Annotated in this window: 15 protein-coding genes; 8 read left to right on the forward strand and 7 right to left on the reverse strand. The window is 68.8% G+C overall.

The annotated features are described in order from the left end of the window. Window positions 1-40 precede the first annotated feature (40 nt). Window positions 41-796: a DUF4191 domain-containing protein gene (locus L8M95_RS17065; RefSeq protein ID WP_260487255.1), complete on the forward strand. Its 756-nt coding sequence runs from the start codon at window positions 41-43 to the stop codon at window positions 794-796. A 17-nt stretch (window positions 797-813) separates the two neighbouring features. On the opposite strand, the gene L8M95_RS17070 is transcribed toward L8M95_RS17065, so the two are convergent. Further along, window positions 814-1,299 (reverse strand): RDD family protein, encoded by a 486-nt coding sequence (locus tag L8M95_RS17070; protein WP_260487256.1) that lies wholly within the window; start codon window positions 1,297-1,299, stop codon window positions 814-816. Between the two features lie 219 nt (window positions 1,300-1,518). Here L8M95_RS17070 and glnA (L8M95_RS17075) point away from each other — a divergent pair, with 219 nt between their 5' ends. The 3 genes from glnA (L8M95_RS17075) to L8M95_RS17085 all read left to right on the forward strand — a co-directional run bounded on the left by glnA (L8M95_RS17075) (window position 1,519) and on the right by L8M95_RS17085 (window position 6,126). Further along, window positions 1,519-2,952, forward strand: coding sequence for a type I glutamate--ammonia ligase (gene glnA, locus L8M95_RS17075; RefSeq protein WP_260487258.1), 1,434 nt, complete (start codon window positions 1,519-1,521; stop codon window positions 2,950-2,952). A gap of 307 nt (window positions 2,953-3,259) precedes the next feature. Continuing rightward, window positions 3,260-5,050, forward strand: a complete 1,791-nt coding sequence (locus L8M95_RS17080) for a DUF262 domain-containing protein (RefSeq protein WP_260487259.1) — start codon at window positions 3,260-3,262, stop codon at window positions 5,048-5,050. A 17-nt stretch (window positions 5,051-5,067) separates the two neighbouring features. Beyond that, window positions 5,068-6,126 carry an EcsC family protein gene (locus L8M95_RS17085; protein ID WP_260487260.1) on the forward strand — a complete coding sequence of 353 codons (1,059 nt, stop codon included), beginning with the start codon at window positions 5,068-5,070 and terminating at the stop codon, window positions 6,124-6,126. A 217-nt stretch (window positions 6,127-6,343) separates the two neighbouring features. Here L8M95_RS17085 and L8M95_RS17090 read toward each other — a convergent pair whose 3' ends face one another. Beyond that, window positions 6,344-6,748, reverse strand: a complete 405-nt coding sequence (locus L8M95_RS17090) for a hypothetical protein (protein WP_260487261.1) — start codon at window positions 6,746-6,748, stop codon at window positions 6,344-6,346. A gap of 200 nt (window positions 6,749-6,948) precedes the next feature. Here L8M95_RS17090 and L8M95_RS17095 point away from each other — a divergent pair, with 200 nt between their 5' ends. Further along, on the forward strand, window positions 6,949-7,353 hold the full coding sequence (locus tag L8M95_RS17095) for a hypothetical protein (RefSeq protein WP_260487262.1): 405 nt from the start codon (window positions 6,949-6,951) through the stop codon (window positions 7,351-7,353). A 45-nt stretch (window positions 7,354-7,398) separates the two neighbouring features. Next, window positions 7,399-8,208, forward strand: coding sequence for a DUF1206 domain-containing protein (locus tag L8M95_RS17100; protein WP_260487263.1), 810 nt, complete (start codon window positions 7,399-7,401; stop codon window positions 8,206-8,208). A 36-nt stretch (window positions 8,209-8,244) separates the two neighbouring features. Here the strand turns inward: L8M95_RS17100 and L8M95_RS17105 are convergent, their stop codons facing one another. The 5 genes from L8M95_RS17105 to glnA (L8M95_RS17125) form a co-directional block, all read right to left on the reverse strand. Further along, window positions 8,245-8,793, reverse strand: a complete 549-nt coding sequence (locus tag L8M95_RS17105) for a DUF732 domain-containing protein (RefSeq protein ID WP_260487264.1) — start codon at window positions 8,791-8,793, stop codon at window positions 8,245-8,247. Between the two features lie 15 nt (window positions 8,794-8,808). Then, window positions 8,809-9,774, reverse strand: coding sequence for an endonuclease/exonuclease/phosphatase family protein (locus L8M95_RS17110; RefSeq protein WP_260487265.1), 966 nt, complete (start codon window positions 9,772-9,774; stop codon window positions 8,809-8,811). Then, complete coding sequence (locus L8M95_RS17115; protein WP_260487266.1) at window positions 9,771-10,130, reverse strand: hypothetical protein; 360 nt, start codon at window positions 10,128-10,130, stop codon at window positions 9,771-9,773. Before L8M95_RS17115 ends, L8M95_RS17110 begins: the two co-directional genes overlap by 4 nt. Window positions 10,131-10,223: 93 nt before the next feature. Then, complete coding sequence (locus tag L8M95_RS17120; protein ID WP_260489299.1) at window positions 10,224-13,301, reverse strand: bifunctional [glutamine synthetase] adenylyltransferase/[glutamine synthetase]-adenylyl-L-tyrosine phosphorylase; 3,078 nt, start codon at window positions 13,299-13,301, stop codon at window positions 10,224-10,226. Between the two features lie 11 nt (window positions 13,302-13,312). Further along, window positions 13,313-14,653: a type I glutamate--ammonia ligase gene (glnA, locus tag L8M95_RS17125; RefSeq protein ID WP_260487267.1), complete on the reverse strand. Its 1,341-nt coding sequence runs from the start codon at window positions 14,651-14,653 to the stop codon at window positions 13,313-13,315. Window positions 14,654-14,852: 199 nt separating this feature from the next. Here glnA (L8M95_RS17125) and panB point away from each other — a divergent pair, with 199 nt between their 5' ends. Further along, window positions 14,853-15,731, forward strand: a complete 879-nt coding sequence (gene panB / locus L8M95_RS17130) for a 3-methyl-2-oxobutanoate hydroxymethyltransferase (protein WP_260487268.1) — start codon at window positions 14,853-14,855, stop codon at window positions 15,729-15,731. Window positions 15,732-15,736: 5 nt separating this feature from the next. Beyond that, on the forward strand, window positions 15,737-16,747 hold the full coding sequence (gene pip, locus L8M95_RS17135) for a prolyl aminopeptidase (protein ID WP_260487269.1): 1,011 nt from the start codon (window positions 15,737-15,739) through the stop codon (window positions 16,745-16,747). Window positions 16,748-16,754 lie beyond the last annotated feature (7 nt).

A 16,754-nucleotide genomic window follows, 5' to 3' on the forward strand; every position in this document is an offset into this window, starting at 1 on the left:
GGTTCCCGAACCGCGGCGGGCGCCACGTATCCTGGTGGGCATGGCGAAGAGCGAGCTCACCAAGGCGGATAAGAAGGCGGCCCGCGCCGTCCGGCGGCAGGCGGGCAAGGAACAGCGCGGCCAGATGTGGCAGGCGCTGAAGATCCAGTCCAAGCAGGACAAGCTCCTGTGGCCGCTGATGATCGGCGCCCTGGTGGTGTCGGTGGTCGTGTTCTTCCTTCTCGGCACACTGTGGGGCGGCGAGTGGTGGATGCTCCCACTGGGCGTGCTCACCGGTCTCATGCTCGCGATGGTGATCTTCTCGCGACGTGTGCAGAACACGGTGTACGGCAAAGCCGAGGGTCAGCCCGGTGCCGCGGCGTGGTCCCTGGACCAACTGCGGTCCGGATGGCGGGTCAACCAGGCCGTCGCCGCCACGACGAGCTTCGACGCCGTTCACCGGGTGGTCGGACGGTGCGGCATCGTGATCGTGGGCGAGGGTGAACCGCGCCGCCTCAAGCCGCTCATGGCGCAGGAGAAGAAGAAGGTCGCCCGGGTCGTGGGCGACACCCCGATCTACGAACTGATCGTGGGCGATGAGCAGGACGCCACCCCGGAACAGGTGCCGCTGCGCAAGCTCAATCGCCGCCTCACCCGCTACCCGATGAACATCAGTCGGGCCAAGGTCGACGCGCTCGATACGCGGCTCCGCGCGCTGAGCACCAAGACCGGCGTGCAGAATCAGATGCCCAAGGGCCCGATGCCCCAGGGTGCGAAGGTCCGCAACATCCAGCGCAGCGCCCGCCGCCGCGGCTGACCCGGCCCGCCGGCTCGTCAGCGGGTGCGGATGAGCGTGGTGCCGGTGGCGCGGTCGTGCATGCCACGGCCGTCCTCGTCCTGGATGAGCGGGGGTAGCAGGAAGAAGATGAACACCACCCGCACGAGCGCGCGGACGAAGCCCACGCGCTCGTCGGCATCGATCCGCGCCGTGCCGATGCCCACCACTGCCTGCCCCGGGGTCTGTGCGAACAGCCACACGCAGACCACGCCGCTCACGCCCCAGATCAGCGGCACGGCCCAGCTCGAGACAGTGGAGAACGAGTCACCTCCGAGGACGCCCGGGCCGGCCAGCATCACGATGATCGCGACCAGGCCGTACGCCAGGGACCAATCCACCACGAGGGCGCCGATCCGGAGGCCCAGCGGGGCGATCGACCCCTCCCCGTGGCGGGGGAGCCCGAGGTTCTCTCCCTTGAACTTCTGCTCCGGCCCACTGCCGGAGGTGGGTCCGGACAGCCAAGATCCCGCAACGTCACGCATGCTGACCAGGGTAGCCGGGCGACCTGCCGATCCCCATGTCGGCGATACCCCGCCGCGGATGACTAAACTGACCCCATTGGGAGGGACCCCACCCGGTCGATGGTGTTACACCAGCGAAACATTCGGTTGACGGCCGGGCAACACCTCGCCCATATCGTGAGGTCACCGCACGACGGGAGACACCGGTCGCCCGTCGCACAGAGAGACGAGGAGCGAATCGTGGCATTCTCCACTCCGGACGAGGTCATCAAGTTCATCAAGGACGAGGGCGTCGAGTACGTCGACATCCGGTTCACCGACCTGCCGGGCAACGAGCAGCACTTCACGATCGCCGCAGCGGCGTTCGACGAGGACCTGATCGAAGACGGTCTGGCCTTCGACGGCTCCTCCATCCGGGGTTTCCAGTCGATCCACGAGTCCGACATGATGCTCCTGCCGGATGTCGCCACGGCCCGCCTCGACCCGTTCCGCAAGGCCAAGACGCTCAACATCAGCTGCTTCGTCCACGATCCCTTCACCCGTGAGGCCTACAGCCGCGACCCGCGCAACGTCGCCCGCAAGGCCGAGGAGTACCTGGTCTCCACCGGCATCGCCGACACCTGCTTCTTCGGCGCCGAGGCCGAGTTCTTCATCTTCGATTCGGTCCGCTACGGCTCGGGCACCAACCACGGCTTCTACGAGGTCGACTCGACCGCCGGCCACTGGAACAGCGGCGCCGAGACCGAGGCCGACGGCTCCCCCAACCTCGGCTACAAGGTCCGCGCCAAGGGTGGCTACTTCCCGGTCGCCCCGTACGACCACTTCGTCGACCTGCGCGACGAGATGTCCACCAACCTCACCAACGCCGGCTTCGAGCTCGAGCGTCTGCACCACGAGGTCGCCGGCGCCCAGCAGGAGATCAACTACAAGTTCAACACCCTGCTGCACGCCGCCGACGACGTCCAGCTGTTCAAGTACATCGTCAAGAACACCGCGTGGAAGAACGGCAAGTCCGCCACGTTCATGCCCAAGCCCCTCTTCGGCGACAACGGTTCGGGTATGCACGCCCACCAGTCGCTGTGGAAGGACGGCAAGCCGTTGTTCCACGACGAGTCCGGCTACGCGGGCCTGTCCGACATCGCCCGGTACTACATCGGCGGCATCCTGCACCACGCGCCGTCGCTGCTGGCGTTCACCAACCCGACGATCAACTCGTACCACCGGCTCGTCCCGGGCTACGAGGCCCCGATCAACCTGGTGTACTCGCAGCGCAACCGCTCGGCGTGTGTCCGGATCCCGATCACCGGCAACAACCCCAAGGCCAAGCGCATCGAGTTCCGCTGCCCCGACTCCTCCGGCAACCCGTACTTCGCGTTCGCCGCGATGATGATGGCCGGCATCGACGGTGTGAAGAACAAGATCGAGCCGATGGCCCCGGTCGACAAGGACCTCTACGAGCTCCCGCCGGAGGAGGCCGCCGACATCCCGCAGGCGCCCACCTCGCTGCCCGCGGTGATCGACCGCCTCGAGCAGGACCACGAGTACCTCACCGAGGGTGGCGTGTTCACCGAGGACCTCATCGAGAACTGGATCTCGTACAAGCGCGAGAAGGAGATCGCCCCGGTGAACCTCCGCCCGCACCCGCACGAGTTCGAGCTCTACTACGACTGCTGACAGATGTCGCAGCCCTGAAAGGGCCTCTGAACTGCAGACTTGCAGGCTCAGGGGCCTTTTCCGTTGCCGTGAGATCGGCCGGATCCCGCAGGACTCACTGGGCCGTGGTCATCGAGGCCACGCTCCACGCACCGATCGCCACGGACTTCGAGCAGTACCGTCGCGTCGACGACGCCCGGTGTACACCGCTGTGCGTCGTGAGGCATAGCGACTCTTGAACATGCCGCGGTGGGAGGCGGCAATACGTTTGTCCTGCACCGTGTCGGCGCACTCGCTAACGTTTGCTGCAACGACGAGGAGATCACGTATGGCGAAGTACTCCGTGACGCAGTCCGCGGTCACGCAATTGCTGGCTGACGTCAGGAGCGATCGCATCGCAATACCCGAACTCCAGCGACCATTCGTCTGGGACAGCGTCAAGGTCCGCGATCTGATGGACTCCCTCTATAAGGGCTACCCCGTCGGCTACCTGATCACCTGGCAGTCGGTGGGCGCCAAACTTAAGGGGGGTCAGGTCGCGGCGCACCAGCAAATCCTCATTGATGGCCAGCAGCGCATCACGGCACTTCGGGCCGCGGTCGCGGGTCTAAAGGTGATCAACAAGAGGTACAAGGCAGTCCGCATCGTCGTCGCGTTCAATCCGATCACCGAAGCGTTCGCGACCCTGACCCCAGTCATCGGGAAGAATCCCCAGTGGATCTCTGACATCAGCGAGTACTTCAACTCTGACTCGCCGCTGGGGTTCGCGCGGCAGTACATGGAGCGCAATCCCAGTGTCGACCCTAAGGTCTTCGAATTCAACCTCGCCAAACTCGGGGCGATCCAGAACGCCCAGATCGGGATCATCGGTCTCGCCGACGACCTCGACGTCGAGACTGTCTCCGAGATCTTCATCCGCATCAACTCCAAGGGTGTGCCCCTCAGCAGCGCCGACTTCGCGATGAGCAAGATCGCCACCTACGGCGACCGCGGACGCAATCTCCGCAAGCTAATCGACTACTTCTGCCACTTGGCTGTCGCGCCGCACGCCTACGCCGACATCAAAGAGAACGATGGCGAGTTCGCAGCCACCAGCTACCTCAAGGCGATTAGCTGGCTGAAGGACGAGGCCGAGGACCTCTACGACCCCGAATACAGTGACATCATCCGCGTAGCGGGGCTAGTCGGCTTCAGCCGGGGCAAGGCCTCCAGCATCGTGAGTGAACTTTCTGGTCGCGACCCGGAGACCCGCAAGGTTGACGAGGAACGCATTCCGGTCGCCTACGACAAACTCGAAGCGGCTCTCCTCAAGATCGTCAACAACTTTCACTTCGACAACTTCCTCATGCTTATAAAGTCGGCGGGCTTCATCAGTCCAGGCATGGTGAACTCTCGGAACGCGCTCAATTTCGCCTACGCGCTCTATCTCCGCCTGCGCGACGACAAAGACACTAGCGAGGGTGAGCGTAAGCGCATCGTGAAGCGCTGGTTCGTGATGTCGATGCTCACCGGCCGACACTCCGGAAGCTTCGAGTCCACCTGGGAGCAAGACATCCGCCGCATCGGTGAGCAAGGTGCCGCCAACTACCTCAAGCAAGTCGAAGAGTCCGAGCTCTCGGACGCCTTCTGGGCCGTTACTCTTCCCGCCGCCTTGGAGACGACGAGTACGGTTAGCCCCTTCTTCCAGACCTTCCTCGCTGCCCAGGTCGCGAACAACTCCCGCGGATTCCTCTCCAAAGGAATCACCGTCGCAGCTATGACCCAGCAGTCGGGCGACATACACCACATAGTCCCCAAGGACTACCTGCAGAAGAATGGCTATCCCGACCGCGGTGACTACAATCAGGTAGCCAATTACGTATTGACCGAGACGTCAATCAACATCAGCATCAGCAACAAACCACCAGCTGTTTACATGGCCGAAGTCGATGAGCAGATCAAGACCGGCAAACTCACCCTCGGAGAGATCACCGACACTGGCGGTTTGGCCCGGAACCTTGCCGAGAACGCTGTGCCTGAATTCCTACCGGCAGTCGATGCCGGTTCCTACAAGGAGTTTCTCGCCGAGCGCCGGAAGCTTATGGCCGCCACCATCCGCGACTACTTCCAAGCCCTCTGACGGACTGGATCTCTTCGATGACCCTCTCTGCTTACGAACAGAAGGAGTGGGACCGCCTTCAACAGCGCAAGGCGGACGCTCTCAGCAAGAAGGCCCGCCACCTGTTGCCGACCGCAGCTCGGGATCGGATCTCCACGGCTGTCGATACAGTCAAACAGGCTCCTGCAGCCGAACTCGCGGGCACGGCCTATGCCAACGCGACGACAGAGCTCTGGAAGATCATCGGGAGTGCCGCTTCCATCACTGTGAGCACCGAGAACGTGGTCAAGCAGTTTCGAGCAGCGGGCTACCGGATCGGCGCGTTTGGCAGCATCCGAGGTCTTGACCTGGAAGTCGTCGATTCGGTTGCGAGGTTGAGCCGCATCCGGTGGGGCCACGCAGGGTCGGCCGCACTCAGCGGCTTCGCATCGGCAGCGGCCATCACAGGCGGTGGCGTGCTCGTCGCCGAGGGAACGGTGCACAACGAAGGCGCCAAGAAGGCCCCGGGATTCGGGGTTGTGGCAACCGCATACGCCGCAGACATCGCGTCGGTCCTCGGACTCGCGGCGCGAACAGTCGCCTCGACCGCCCGCTACTACGGCTACGACCCCCATCGACCCGAAGAGCAGGTCTTCATGATGTCCGTGATCGGTCTCGGCATGGCGACTGGGACGCCTGCCAAGACCGCCGCCTACGCCGAACTCTCACAGTTGACGCAACTCCTGTTCCGTGATGCAACCTGGGCCAAGCTCAACGAGAAGGTCCTCACGAAGATCGCTCAGCAGTTCGCGAACAGGTTCAGTGTCAGTCTCACCAAGAAGAAGCTTGGCCAGTTCGTCCCGATTGCTGGGGTACTCGTCGGGGCAGGGCTCAACTTCGCGCTCATTGACAGCATTGCGGTCGCCGCCAACGATGCCTATCGAGAACGCTTCCTCATCGGGAAGTCGGGTGTAACGCTCTATGATGTCGCCGATGGCTCTGGTTCAGCCGCTTCGCTCAACGAGAGCGCCATCAGCGTCATCAATCTGCTTAAGGAAGAGGGCGCACTCCCGGCACTCGATCCGCGCACCGCATCGCCCGAGGAGCACGACGCCTGACCCTCTGAGATTCCGCAGGAGACCCGTTCGAGGCCGAGATCAGCCAGAACGGGCCGAGCTCCGTTCTCAGCGTTCCTTAGCTCACACTGTGTTTTCCCGAGATGCTGAACATTTGCAAACGAACCCCGGGGTTTCGAGCTTTACTGCGACTGTTGATGCTCTTGCCGCCCCGTACTATTGCAAAATGCAGGTCAGGGCCGCGGCCTGCCTTGAGGGACTAGCCGGCCGAGTGACCGAAGGACCACGCGTCGACGGAGGAGATGCGCACGCGCATGACCGGCATGACGCCGGGAACGCCCCGCTGCCACGCGTCGGTGAGGTGGATGAACGAGGACACCCGTTCCTCGTCGTCCAGGGCGTTCTCGTACTTCATGATGCCGATCTGGCGGAATATACTCGCCTGGGCGCCGGCCACTTCCTCGGACTTCTCGTCACCCGACAGTGCGTCGAGGGTGGCCGCCTGGATCCGCATGAACTCGCCCTCGGTGATCAGGTTGCCCTCCCAGGCGTTCCCGTTGATCACGAGGGTGATCGGGAAGTTCACGGGGGCTTGCTCAATGCCCTCCGCCATCCGGCGGAGCAAGTAGTCGAGGTCGGTGGCGCCTTCATTACCAGTAGTCACGGCTCGAGTGTATCGACGCCGGTCGGTTACACGGACAGGACGCCGAGGACGCACACCCGCCCGTCGGCGCTCCCTCCGGATGCCGTTCCCCACCCCGTCGGGAAAACCCCTGATTCCGCCGGCCGCCCCGGCCGGGGCGTTTACGGTGGTGGCAACCCGGCGACCACGGCCGGGCGCCACGCCGGGAAGGAGCCGGGATCATGGAGACCGACGGATTCGACTTCCGCAGTTCCTCCCCCCGGGCCCGGCCGCTCAAGGTGGTCGCCGCGGCACTCGATCCGGAACACGACCCCGACAGGCAGGGACAGGGCTACCCCGTCCTGCTCAAACTGTCGCGGGTCCTGGACCCGGAGGAGGCGCGTCTGATCCTCGAGCGCAATCCCTTCCTCCACGCCACCGCCGGTTCCCGGAAGCTCATCGCCATGGACACCTCGGTCGAGACCCTCCGCGAGCAGAAGGACCGGCTCCAGCTCCTCCTCGCGGAGGTCGAGGCCGACGCCCTCGCCGAGCAGGCCCGCCAGCGGATGGAGGAGCACCGGGCGGCCGAACTCCGGGTGGAGGAGCTGCGTCGGCGGAACGAGATCCTCGGGGAGATCGAGTGGTGACCGGGTTCGGGTGGTGAATGTGCAGCGGCATGGGAGAGTTCACCCATGAATTCCCCGCTCCGCTCCCGGTCCGTCTCCGGCGCCGCACGCTCCGCCGCGGACCACCCCGCACTCGAATGGCTGGCCCGCGCCGGATTCGTCATGAACGGGGTGCTCCACCTGCTCATCGGGTGGATCGCCGTTCGCATCGCGCTCGGGTCGGGAGGCGGTGAGGCCTCCAACTCGGGTGCCCTGGCGCAGATCGCGAGCGCCCCCGGCGGGCAGGTCATGCTGTGGGGTGGCGCGGTGGGCTTCGTCGCGCTGGGCCTGTGGCAGATCACCGAACTGCTACTCGGGTCCGAGGATGCCTCCGACCGGGTGAAGGCCGGGGCCAAGGCGGCCGTCTACGTGGCGCTGGGGCTCACCACCGCGCGGTTCGCCTCCGGCGGCGGCGGGTCGGATTCCCAGACCGCCTCCGACGCCACGTCCGGCCTGCTCGCCTCCGGGCCGGGGAAGGTGGCGTTGGTCATCGCGGGCCTGGTGATCCTCGGGGTGGGCGGGTACCACGTCTACAAGGGGGCCACGGCGGCGTTCGTCGAGGACCTCGAACGCACCGGCGGTGGTCAGGTCGGCCGGGCCATGATCATCGCGGGCCGGGTGGGTTACGTCGCCAAGGGCATCGCGCTGGCCATCCTGGGCGGTCTGGTGGTCGCCGCCGTCGTCACCACGGACCCGGAGAAGGCCGGCGGGCTGGACTCCGCGCTGCGCACGGTCGGCGAGCAACCGTTCGGGCAGGTCCTGTTGGTGCTGACCGGCGCGGGAATCGCCCTGTACGGTCTCTACTCGATCGGGCGGGCCCGCTACGGCCGGATGTGACCCGGCGAGCGTGACACGGCGGGGCGCACGCGTGTCTCAGCCGAGCTTGGGGAAGTTCTGGGGACAGTAGGTCCCGACCGCAGCGCCGAGGAAGAAGCCCTGGCCGTCGGGGTCGAGGCCGGCCCGCTCCCCCAGCCATCCGGAGACCTCGTCCATCTGCTGCCCGCCGTCGAACCGGCCGCAGGCCTCGGTGGCCGTCACGACGGGATCCACGCCCTCGGGCAGGGTGACGCCCCGCCGCTCGAGCAGTGCGACGAAGTCCCCACCCCCGGGAGCCGGCGGCGGGGGCTCGGCAGCCCCCGGGCCGGGTGCGTCCGCCGGTGCCTCCTCGGGCGGCGGCAGCGGTTCGGGCTCCCCCGGCATCGGCTCGGGAGCCGGCGACTGGGGCGAAGGAGGCGGAACCGGGCCGGTGGGCTTCTCCGGCCGCTCCTGGGCGAACGGCGACGAGGTGGCCACCGACGCAGTGGGTTCCGAGGACACCTCCGGGGCCTCGCCGTCCACCGTCGCCCCGCCGCACCCCGCGAGGACTGCCGCCACCACAGCGGTGGCGACGCCGGAGGCGGTCAGGCGCGTACGTGAACTCATGGTGCGCATGTTAGGTCACCCGGACCCGGGCGCGGGGAGAAGCACCGTCGCGAGCACTCCGAGGTGATCCGTCCTGGCCACCTCGACGGTGTCCGTCTCCCCCACGGCGACCGCACCGCGGGCCAGCACGTGGTCGATACCGATGAGCGGGGGGATCCGCCGACCCGCCGGCCAGGTGGGCACCCACCCGTCGCTCCCGCCCGAGACGGAGTCCGTGTAACCGAGACCCCGCAGGTCCCGGAACCGCACGTGATCCCAGGTGGCGTTGAAGTCCCCGCCCACCACGACCGGCCCGGGCCCGGGCAGGCTGCCGAGGTACCAGCGCAGTCGATCGGCCTCGTCCACGGCGGCGGGTGCGTCGAACACCGGAGCCACGGGGTGTGCGGCCACCACCGTCACCGGTCCGCCCGGACCCGCCATCTCGGTGCGCAGCAGTCCGAGGCTGAAGCCCTCGACCCTCTCCGGCGGCGAGAGGGGGAACCGCGACCACACCGCCACCCCCTGGGTCGTGGGAGCGGTCGCGGCCGCCTCGTGCGGCAGCAGCCCCGTCAGCCCCGCGGTGCGCAGCGCGTCCGCCGCCTCCGGCGTCGTCTCCACGGTCATGAGCAGGTCGACCCCGCCGGTGCGGACCGCCCGGACCACGTCGTGCGGGGCGGCTCGGCCGAACTCGAGGTTCTGCACCATCACCCGAACCGGCAGGCCCTCGTCGTCGTCGATCTGGCGTGGCGGGGCCACGAGGGGCCCGTACTGGACCACCCCGGCGCCGACGAGCGCGACGGCGATGATCCCGAGAAGCACCGACCGTGCGCGGACGGCCGCGATCAAGGCGACCAGGGAGAACGCCCACGCGGCGACCGCGAACGACGCGAGGACCGGCACCGCCGGGAGCTCCGAGCGTGAGTGGTGCAGCGTCACCCCGGCGCCGGCGACGAGCACGGCGAGGACGGCGATGGCCCGGGCGACCGGGCGCCGACGGGTCAACGCAGAAACTTGCGCAGGTCCCCCAGCGCGGCGATCACGCGGTCCAGGTCGTCACCGTTACGCACCATCGAGCGCACCGTCTCCGCGACCGACGCGACGGTCGGTGAGGATGCGGTCGCGGTGGGCCCGTCGACCGGCTGGCCCACCAGCGCGCCCGAGGCGGCGCGGGCCGCACCGGGGCGCCGGCGGTCCGGGCCGAGCTCCACCTCGAAGCGGTCGCCCTTGTCGTCGGACCCGAGGCAGCGGACACGCTCGTCGGCGGGGACCCCGGCGGCGCGCACGGCGTCGACGAACTCGTAGAGCTCGCCGTAGGTCACGCCGTCGAGGGTGAGGGTGAGGTTCATCGTCACAGCCATGCGCCCAGGTTATCGGCGCGCGGGTGGGCCGCGCATCAGGGACGACCCTGGTTCCGACCCTGGCCCACCCCCGCGCCGGGCCGGCGTCCCCCGTCAGTCCTCGCCCCAGAACACGTGGTCGACAGCCTTGCGCCCGAGACGGGTCACGCGGAGGTACTCGTTGAGGAACCCCGCACCGTCGGCCGAACCCGTGCAGATCATCGCCACCGCCGCAAGGATCGCACCCTGCCCCGGGAGCTGGTCGACCGCTTTGCCGCGTGCCAGCACCAGAGCGTTGCGGGCGTGCCCGGCCATCAACCACGAGTCGACCAGGGCATCGCGCTCGGACTCGGACAACAGTTCGGCGGAGGCCGCGGCGTCGAGCGCCTCGAGCGTGGACGTCGTGTGGAGGCCGGGTACCCGGGCGGCGTGCTGCATCGTCAACAGTTGGGCGCACCATTCCACATCCGCCAGGCCACCGCGCCCGAGCTTGGTGTGGGTGGCCGGGTCCGCGCCGCGGGGCAGTCGCTCCGAGTCGATCCTCGCCTTCATGCGGCGGATCTCCTGGACGATCTTCGGCGGCACACCCTGTTCCGGGTAGCGGAACTCGTCGATCATGTGGAGGAAGTCCAGCCCGAGGTCGCGGTCGCCGGCGGCGAACGCGGCGCGGAGCAGCGCCTGCAGCTCCCAGGTCTCGGCCCACTTGGCGTAGTAGGCGCGGTAGGAGGCCAGAGTGCGCACGAGGGGGCCGTTCCGCCCCTCGGGGCGCAGGTCGGCGTCCAGGTCCAGCGGGGGATCCGACGACGGCGAGGACAGCAACCTGCCCACCCGCTCGGCCACCTGCGTGGCCCACCGGACCGCCTCGTCCTCCGGGACGCCCTCGGCCGGGTCGCAGACGATCATCACGTCCGCGTCCGAACTGTAGGACAGCTCGTCCCCGCCGAGCCGCCCCATCCCGATGTAGGCGATGCGGGCCGGCGCCGCACCGCCCTCGGGCATCATGTCGCGGACCACCGCGGCCAGCGACGCCTCGAGCACCGCACGCCACACGGCCGACAGTCGCCTCCCCACGTCGGGGACCGAGATCATCTGTAGAACGTCCGCGGCACCGATCCGGGCCAGCTCGGCGCGGCGCAGCGACCGCGCCGCCGCGATGACCCGCTCGGGAGTCGGGTGCCGGGCGGCGGAGGCGGTGAGCGCGGAGGCGATGTCGGAGACCTTGGAGGCCACCAGCACCGGCCCCTGCGCGCCGTCGGTGAGATCGGGGATCACCTCGGGATTGCGCGTGAGCAGGCCGGCCACGAACGCCGAGGTCCCCAGGACCCGCACCAGACGGCGGGCGACGATGCTGTCATCGCGCAGTGTGCGCAGGAACCAGGTGACCTCCTCGTGCTCCTCGCACAGGCGCCGGTAGGCCAGCAGCCCCGCGTCGGGGTCCGCCGTGTCGGCGAGCCACTCCATGAACGTGGGCAGCAGCAGCGCCTGGATGCGGCCCCGGCGACTGTTCTGCCCCGCGAGCGCACGCAGGTGACCCAACGCGTTGCGGGGAGCCGCGAAGCCGAGGGCGGCCAGCTGACGCTCCATCGCCTCCGGGCTGAGGGAGAGCGCCTCGGCGTCGTAGGAGGCGATCGAGTCCAGCAGCGGGCGGTAGAAGAGCTTCGAGTGCAGGCGTCGCACCCGGCGGCGCAGCTCCCGCAGACTCTGCCGCAGCACCTGGGCGGCGTCGTTCGGCCCGTTCGGCCGGATGTGCGCCGCGCGGGCCAGCCAGCGGTAGGCCTCCTCGTCGTCGTCCTCCGGTAGCAGGTGGGTGCGCTTGTAGCGCTGCAGCTGGAGACGGTGCTCGAGCAGGCGGAGGAACTCGTAGGCGGCCATCAGTTCCGCGCCGTCCTCACGCGCGATGTACCCGCCGTCGCGCAGGGCTCCGAGCGCCTCGACGGTGCTGGTGACCCGCAGGTCCTCGTCCGTGCGGCCGTGGACCATCTGCAGCAGCTGCACGGCGAACTCGACGTCGCGCAGGCCACCGCGCCCGAGTTTGAGTTCCCGCTCGCGCAGGGCCTCGGGCACGTTCTCCTCGACCCGCCGTCGCATCGCCTGCACGTCGTGGACGAAGTCGTCCCGTTCGGCGGCGGTCCACACCATCGGGTGGACGGTGTCGTGGTACTCCACGGCCAGTGCCATGTCGCCGGTCATGGGGCGCGCCTTGAGCTGTGCCTGGAACTCCCACGTCTTGGCCCAACGCTTGTAGTAGGCCGTGTGTGAGTCGAGTGTGCGCACCAATTCGCCGGACTTGCCCTCCGGACGCAGTGCCGCGTCAACCTCGAAGAAGGCCATGGACCCGATGCGCATCATCTCCCCCGCCACCCGCCCGGTCCTGGCGTCGGCGGGCTCGGCCACGAAGATCACGTCGACGTCCGAGATGTAGTTGAGTTCCCGCGCACCGCCCTTGCCCATGGCGACCACGCCCAGCCTGCCCGGCATCGGCGAATCCGGATAGACGGTGGCCACCGCGACCGCGAGGGCGGCGGTCAGTGCGGCGTCGGCGAGGTCGGACAGCCGCCGACCCACCTCGATGAAGGGAAGTGCGGGTTCGTCGTCCTCGACGGCCACGGCCACGTCGTGGGCGGCGAGCAGGGCCACGTGATCGCGGTAGGTGGAGCGCAGCACGCTGACCGCGGCGCCGCCGGTGACCCCGGCGCGGTAGGTGCCGACGCTGCGCAGATCCTCCCGCTGGGACGGCTCGGGGGCGTCTGCCACGGCCTGCTCCGGGACCGCCTCGACCGCACTGAGCATGTCGGCCAGGATGTCCTCGAACGCGGGGAGGTCCGCCCGCAACAGCGTCCACCGGGTGGGCTCCGCGACGAGGTGGTCCCCCAGAGCGCTCGACGACCCGAGCAGCCCCAGCAGTCGCGCGCGCAGCCGCGAGTCGGACCGCAGGGCGCCGTCCAGCGCCGCGACGCCGGCGCCGGCGGAGCCGCTCTCATCGTGGGAACCGGCGGCGAGTGATTCGTGGAGCCGCACCAGGGCTCCCAGAGCGAGGTCGGGGTCCGGAGCCCGGGACAGCGACCACAGCACCGGGACCGCGTCGTCGTCGGTCCACCCCAGGTAGTCGAGCCAGTCCGCGGCTCGGTCGTCTAGCAGCCCGAGGCGGCCCGGGCTCGGTAGCCGTGGTCGCGAGGAATCCCTGCTCACGATCCCACCGCCGGTCACAAGTTGAGGTAGTGCCGCAGCTCGTACGGGGTCACGTCGTTGCGGTACTCGCGCCACTCACGCCGCTTGTTTCGCAGGAAGAACTCGAAGACGTGCTCGCCCAGCGCCTCGGCGACCAACTCGGACTCCTCCATCGCGTCCAGCGCCTGCTCGAGGCTGCCCGGGAGGTCGGTGTACCCCATCGCGCGCCGCTCGCGGCGGCTCATGGTCCACACGTCGTCCTCGGACTCCGGCGGGAGCTCGTAGCCCTCCTGCACACCCTTGATCCCTGCGGCGAACATCACCGCATAGGCCAGGTACGGGTTGCAGGCCGAATCGGGACTGCGCACCTCGATCCGCCGCGACGACGCCTTGTTGGGCGTGTACATGGGCACGCGGACGAGGGCCGAACGGTTGGCCCGTCCCCACGTGGCCGCGGTGGGGGCCTCGCCGCCGCCGATGAGACGCTTGTAGGAGTTGACCCACTGGTTGGTCACGGCGGAGAACTCGGGCGCGTGGGTGAGGATGCCCGCGACGAACGACTTCGCGGTGGTCGACAGCTGGTACTCGTCGTCCGGGTCGTGGAACGCGTTGGCGTCGCCCTCGAACAGGCTCATGTGGGTGTGCATCGCCGAGCCCGGGTGGTCGCGCAGGGGCTTGGGCATGAACGACGCCCACACCCCGTTGTTCATGGCCACCTCCTTGACCACGTAGCGGAACGTCATGATGTTGTCCGCCATGCTCAGGGCGTCGGCGTAGCGCAGGTCGATCTCCTGCTGCCCCGGCGCGTTCTCGTGGTGGGAGAACTCCACGGAGATGCCCATGGCCTCCAGTGCCTCGATCGCGTGGCGTCGGAAGTGGGGCGCCGAGTCGTGGACCGCCTGGTCGAAGTAGCCACCGTTGTCGGTGGGCACCGGTTCCGCGCCGTCGGTGTCCAGGTCCTTGAACAGGAAGAACTCGATCTCGGGGTGCACGTAGCACGAGAACCCGAGGTCGGCGGCCTTGTTGAGCTGGCGGCGCAGCACGTGCCGGGGGTCGGCCCAGCTGGGGCTGCCGTCCGGGTTGTAGATGTCGCAGAAGATTCGTGCGGAGTGCTGCTTGCCGTCGGCGTGGGCCCACGGGAGCACCTGGAAGGTCGACGGATCGGGCTTCGCGACGGTGTCCGCCTCCGAGACCCGGGAGAAGCCCTCGATGGCCGAGCCGTCGAAGCCGATCCCCTCCCCGAAGGCGCCCTCGAGCTCCGCCGGCGCCACGGCGACCGACTTGAGGGTGCCGAGGACGTCGGTGAACCAGAGCCGGACGAACCGGATATCGCGCTCTTCCAAGGTCCTGAGAACGTACTCCTGCTGGCGGTTCATGCCGTCCAACCTAGCGCCTGTCGCATTACGAGCGTGTGACACCCGCCGTGCCGACTCCCACCGCCCCTCTCCGGGCCGGTCGTGGCAGACTCGTCCGCGACAGCGCGCCGATTCCGCCGCGCACGTCACCGCCCCCTGTCCACCCGGGTACCGGCCACCGCCGCCGGCCTCGAGGTCACCGAAGGAAGGCCACATCTCCATGAGCGACTCCCCCGACACCCCGGTCTACGGCGCCGGCGGCGCACCGGCTCCGACACCGCAGGGCGACGGGCCGCAGGGCCTGACCCGGGTCACCCGTCTGCACCACCTCGCCGAGCTGAAGGCCGCCGGCGAGCCGTGGCCGATGCTCACCGCCTACGACTTCGTCTCCGCGCGGCTGTTCCAGGAGGCCGGGATCCCCGTGCTGCTCGTGGGCGACTCGGCGGCCAACGTGGTCTACGGCTATGACACGACGGTCCCGGTGACCGAGGACGAGATGATCCCGCTGGTGCGGGCGGTCACCCGCGGCGCCCCCAAGGCGCTCGTCGTGGCGGACCTGGTCTTCGGCAGCTATGAGGCCTCGCCGACGCAGGCCGTGGCCGCGGCCACCCGCATGATGAAGGAAGGCGGCGCCCAGGCCGTCAAGCTCGAGGGCGGGGTGCGGATGGTCCCGCAGATCAAGGCGATCGTGGACGCCGGGATCCCCGTGATGGCCCACATCGGGTTCACCCCGCAGTCCGTCAACGGGCTGGGCGGGTTCCGGGTCCAGGGCCGCGGCGACGCAGCGGATCAGCTGCGTGCCGACGCGCGCGCCGTCCAGGAGGCCGGGGCGTTCTCCGTGGTGATGGAGATGGTGCCCGCCGACCTCGCCCGCGAGGTGACCGCGGAGCTGCAGATCTCGACCGTGGGCATCGGAGCCGGCAACGGGTGCGACGCCCAGGTGCTGGTCTGGCAGGACATGGCCGGTCACAGCACCGGTCGCACCGCGAAGTTCGTCAAGCGGTACGCCGAGCTGGCGGACACGCTGCGCGACGCCGCCCGTGAGTACGGCACCGAGGTCCGCTCGCGGGCCTTCCCCGGCGCCGAGCACTCCTTCTGACCGTGATGGCACCGACGACCGACACCGGGCGCGGCGCCGCCCGCCGCGCCCCCTACCCCGCGATCGAACCGCACGACAGCGGGATGCTCGACGTGGGCGACGGCCAGCAGCTCCACTGGGAGTGCTCCGGCAACCCGGACGGCGCCCCCGTGGTGTTCGTCCACGGCGGACCCGGCGGTGGGACCACCCCCGCGCACCGGCGCATGTTCGACCCGGCCGCCTACCGGATCATCCTGTTCGACCAGCGGGGATGCGGACGGAGCACCCCGCACGTCGCCGAGGGCGCGGACCTGTCGGTCAACACGACCCGTCATCTGATCGACGACCTCGAGCGACTGCGGGAGCACCTCGGCGTCGAGACGTGGCTGGTCTTCGGCGGCTCGTGGGGGTCGACTCTGGCACTGGCCTACGCCCAGGACCATCCGGACAGGGTTCGTGGTCTGGTCCTGCGCGGCATCTTCCTGTGCCGTCCGAGCGAGATCGACTGGTTCTACCGCGGTGGCGCGGCGCACCTGTTCCCCGACGTGTGGGAGGGCTATCTCGCGCCGCTGCTCGCCGCGGACGGGGCGGACGCCGTCCACGGGCCGGGCTACGACCACGTCGCCGCCTACCACCGGCTCCTGCACTGCGGTGATCCGCAGATCGAGATCGAGGCGGCCCGGGCGTGGACCACGTGGGAGACGTCGACCTCGACGCTGCTCCCCCGGCCCGTCGACACCGGCGGGGACCACGACCGTTTCTCGCTGGCCTTCGCCCGGATCGAGAACCACTACTTCGCCAGCGACGCGTTCCTGCAGGGCCGGGCGATCCTGGACCGGATGGACCGCATCGCCCATCTCCCGGCCGTGATCGTCCACGGCCGGTACGACGTGGTGTGCCCGGTCGTGAGCGCGTGGGAACTGCACGCGGCGTGGCCGGGTTCCGAGCTGCACATCGTCCCCGACGCCGGGCACGCGATGGCCGAGCCCGGCACGACCCACCACCTGCTGGAGGCCACGGACCGCTTCCGGCCCTGACGAGCCC

It is taken from the genome of Dietzia sp. B32 (assembly GCF_024732245.1).
Taxonomy (GTDB): domain Bacteria; phylum Actinomycetota; class Actinomycetes; order Mycobacteriales; family Mycobacteriaceae; genus Dietzia.

Coding starts and splice junctions, on each gene's coding strand:
- L8M95_RS17115 (WP_260487266.1), bottom strand. CDS start 10,130: ATGGCTGTGACGATGAACCTCACCCTCACCCTCGACGGCGTGACCTAC.
- L8M95_RS17070 (WP_260487256.1), bottom strand. CDS start 1,299: ATGCGTGACGTTGCGGGATCTTGGCTGTCCGGACCCACCTCCGGCAGT.
- glnA (WP_260487267.1), bottom strand. CDS start 14,653: ATGAACCGCCAGCAGGAGTACGTTCTCAGGACCTTGGAAGAGCGCGAT.
- L8M95_RS17065 (WP_260487255.1), top strand. CDS start 41: ATGGCGAAGAGCGAGCTCACCAAGGCGGATAAGAAGGCGGCCCGCGCC.
- pip (WP_260487269.1), top strand. CDS start 15,737: ATGGCACCGACGACCGACACCGGGCGCGGCGCCGCCCGCCGCGCCCCC.
- panB (WP_260487268.1), top strand. CDS start 14,853: ATGAGCGACTCCCCCGACACCCCGGTCTACGGCGCCGGCGGCGCACCG.
- L8M95_RS17100 (WP_260487263.1), top strand. CDS start 7,399: ATGAATTCCCCGCTCCGCTCCCGGTCCGTCTCCGGCGCCGCACGCTCC.
- L8M95_RS17085 (WP_260487260.1), top strand. CDS start 5,068: ATGACCCTCTCTGCTTACGAACAGAAGGAGTGGGACCGCCTTCAACAG.
- L8M95_RS17080 (WP_260487259.1), top strand. CDS start 3,260: ATGGCGAAGTACTCCGTGACGCAGTCCGCGGTCACGCAATTGCTGGCT.
- L8M95_RS17105 (WP_260487264.1), bottom strand. CDS start 8,793: ATGAGTTCACGTACGCGCCTGACCGCCTCCGGCGTCGCCACCGCTGTG.
- L8M95_RS17095 (WP_260487262.1), top strand. CDS start 6,949: ATGGAGACCGACGGATTCGACTTCCGCAGTTCCTCCCCCCGGGCCCGG.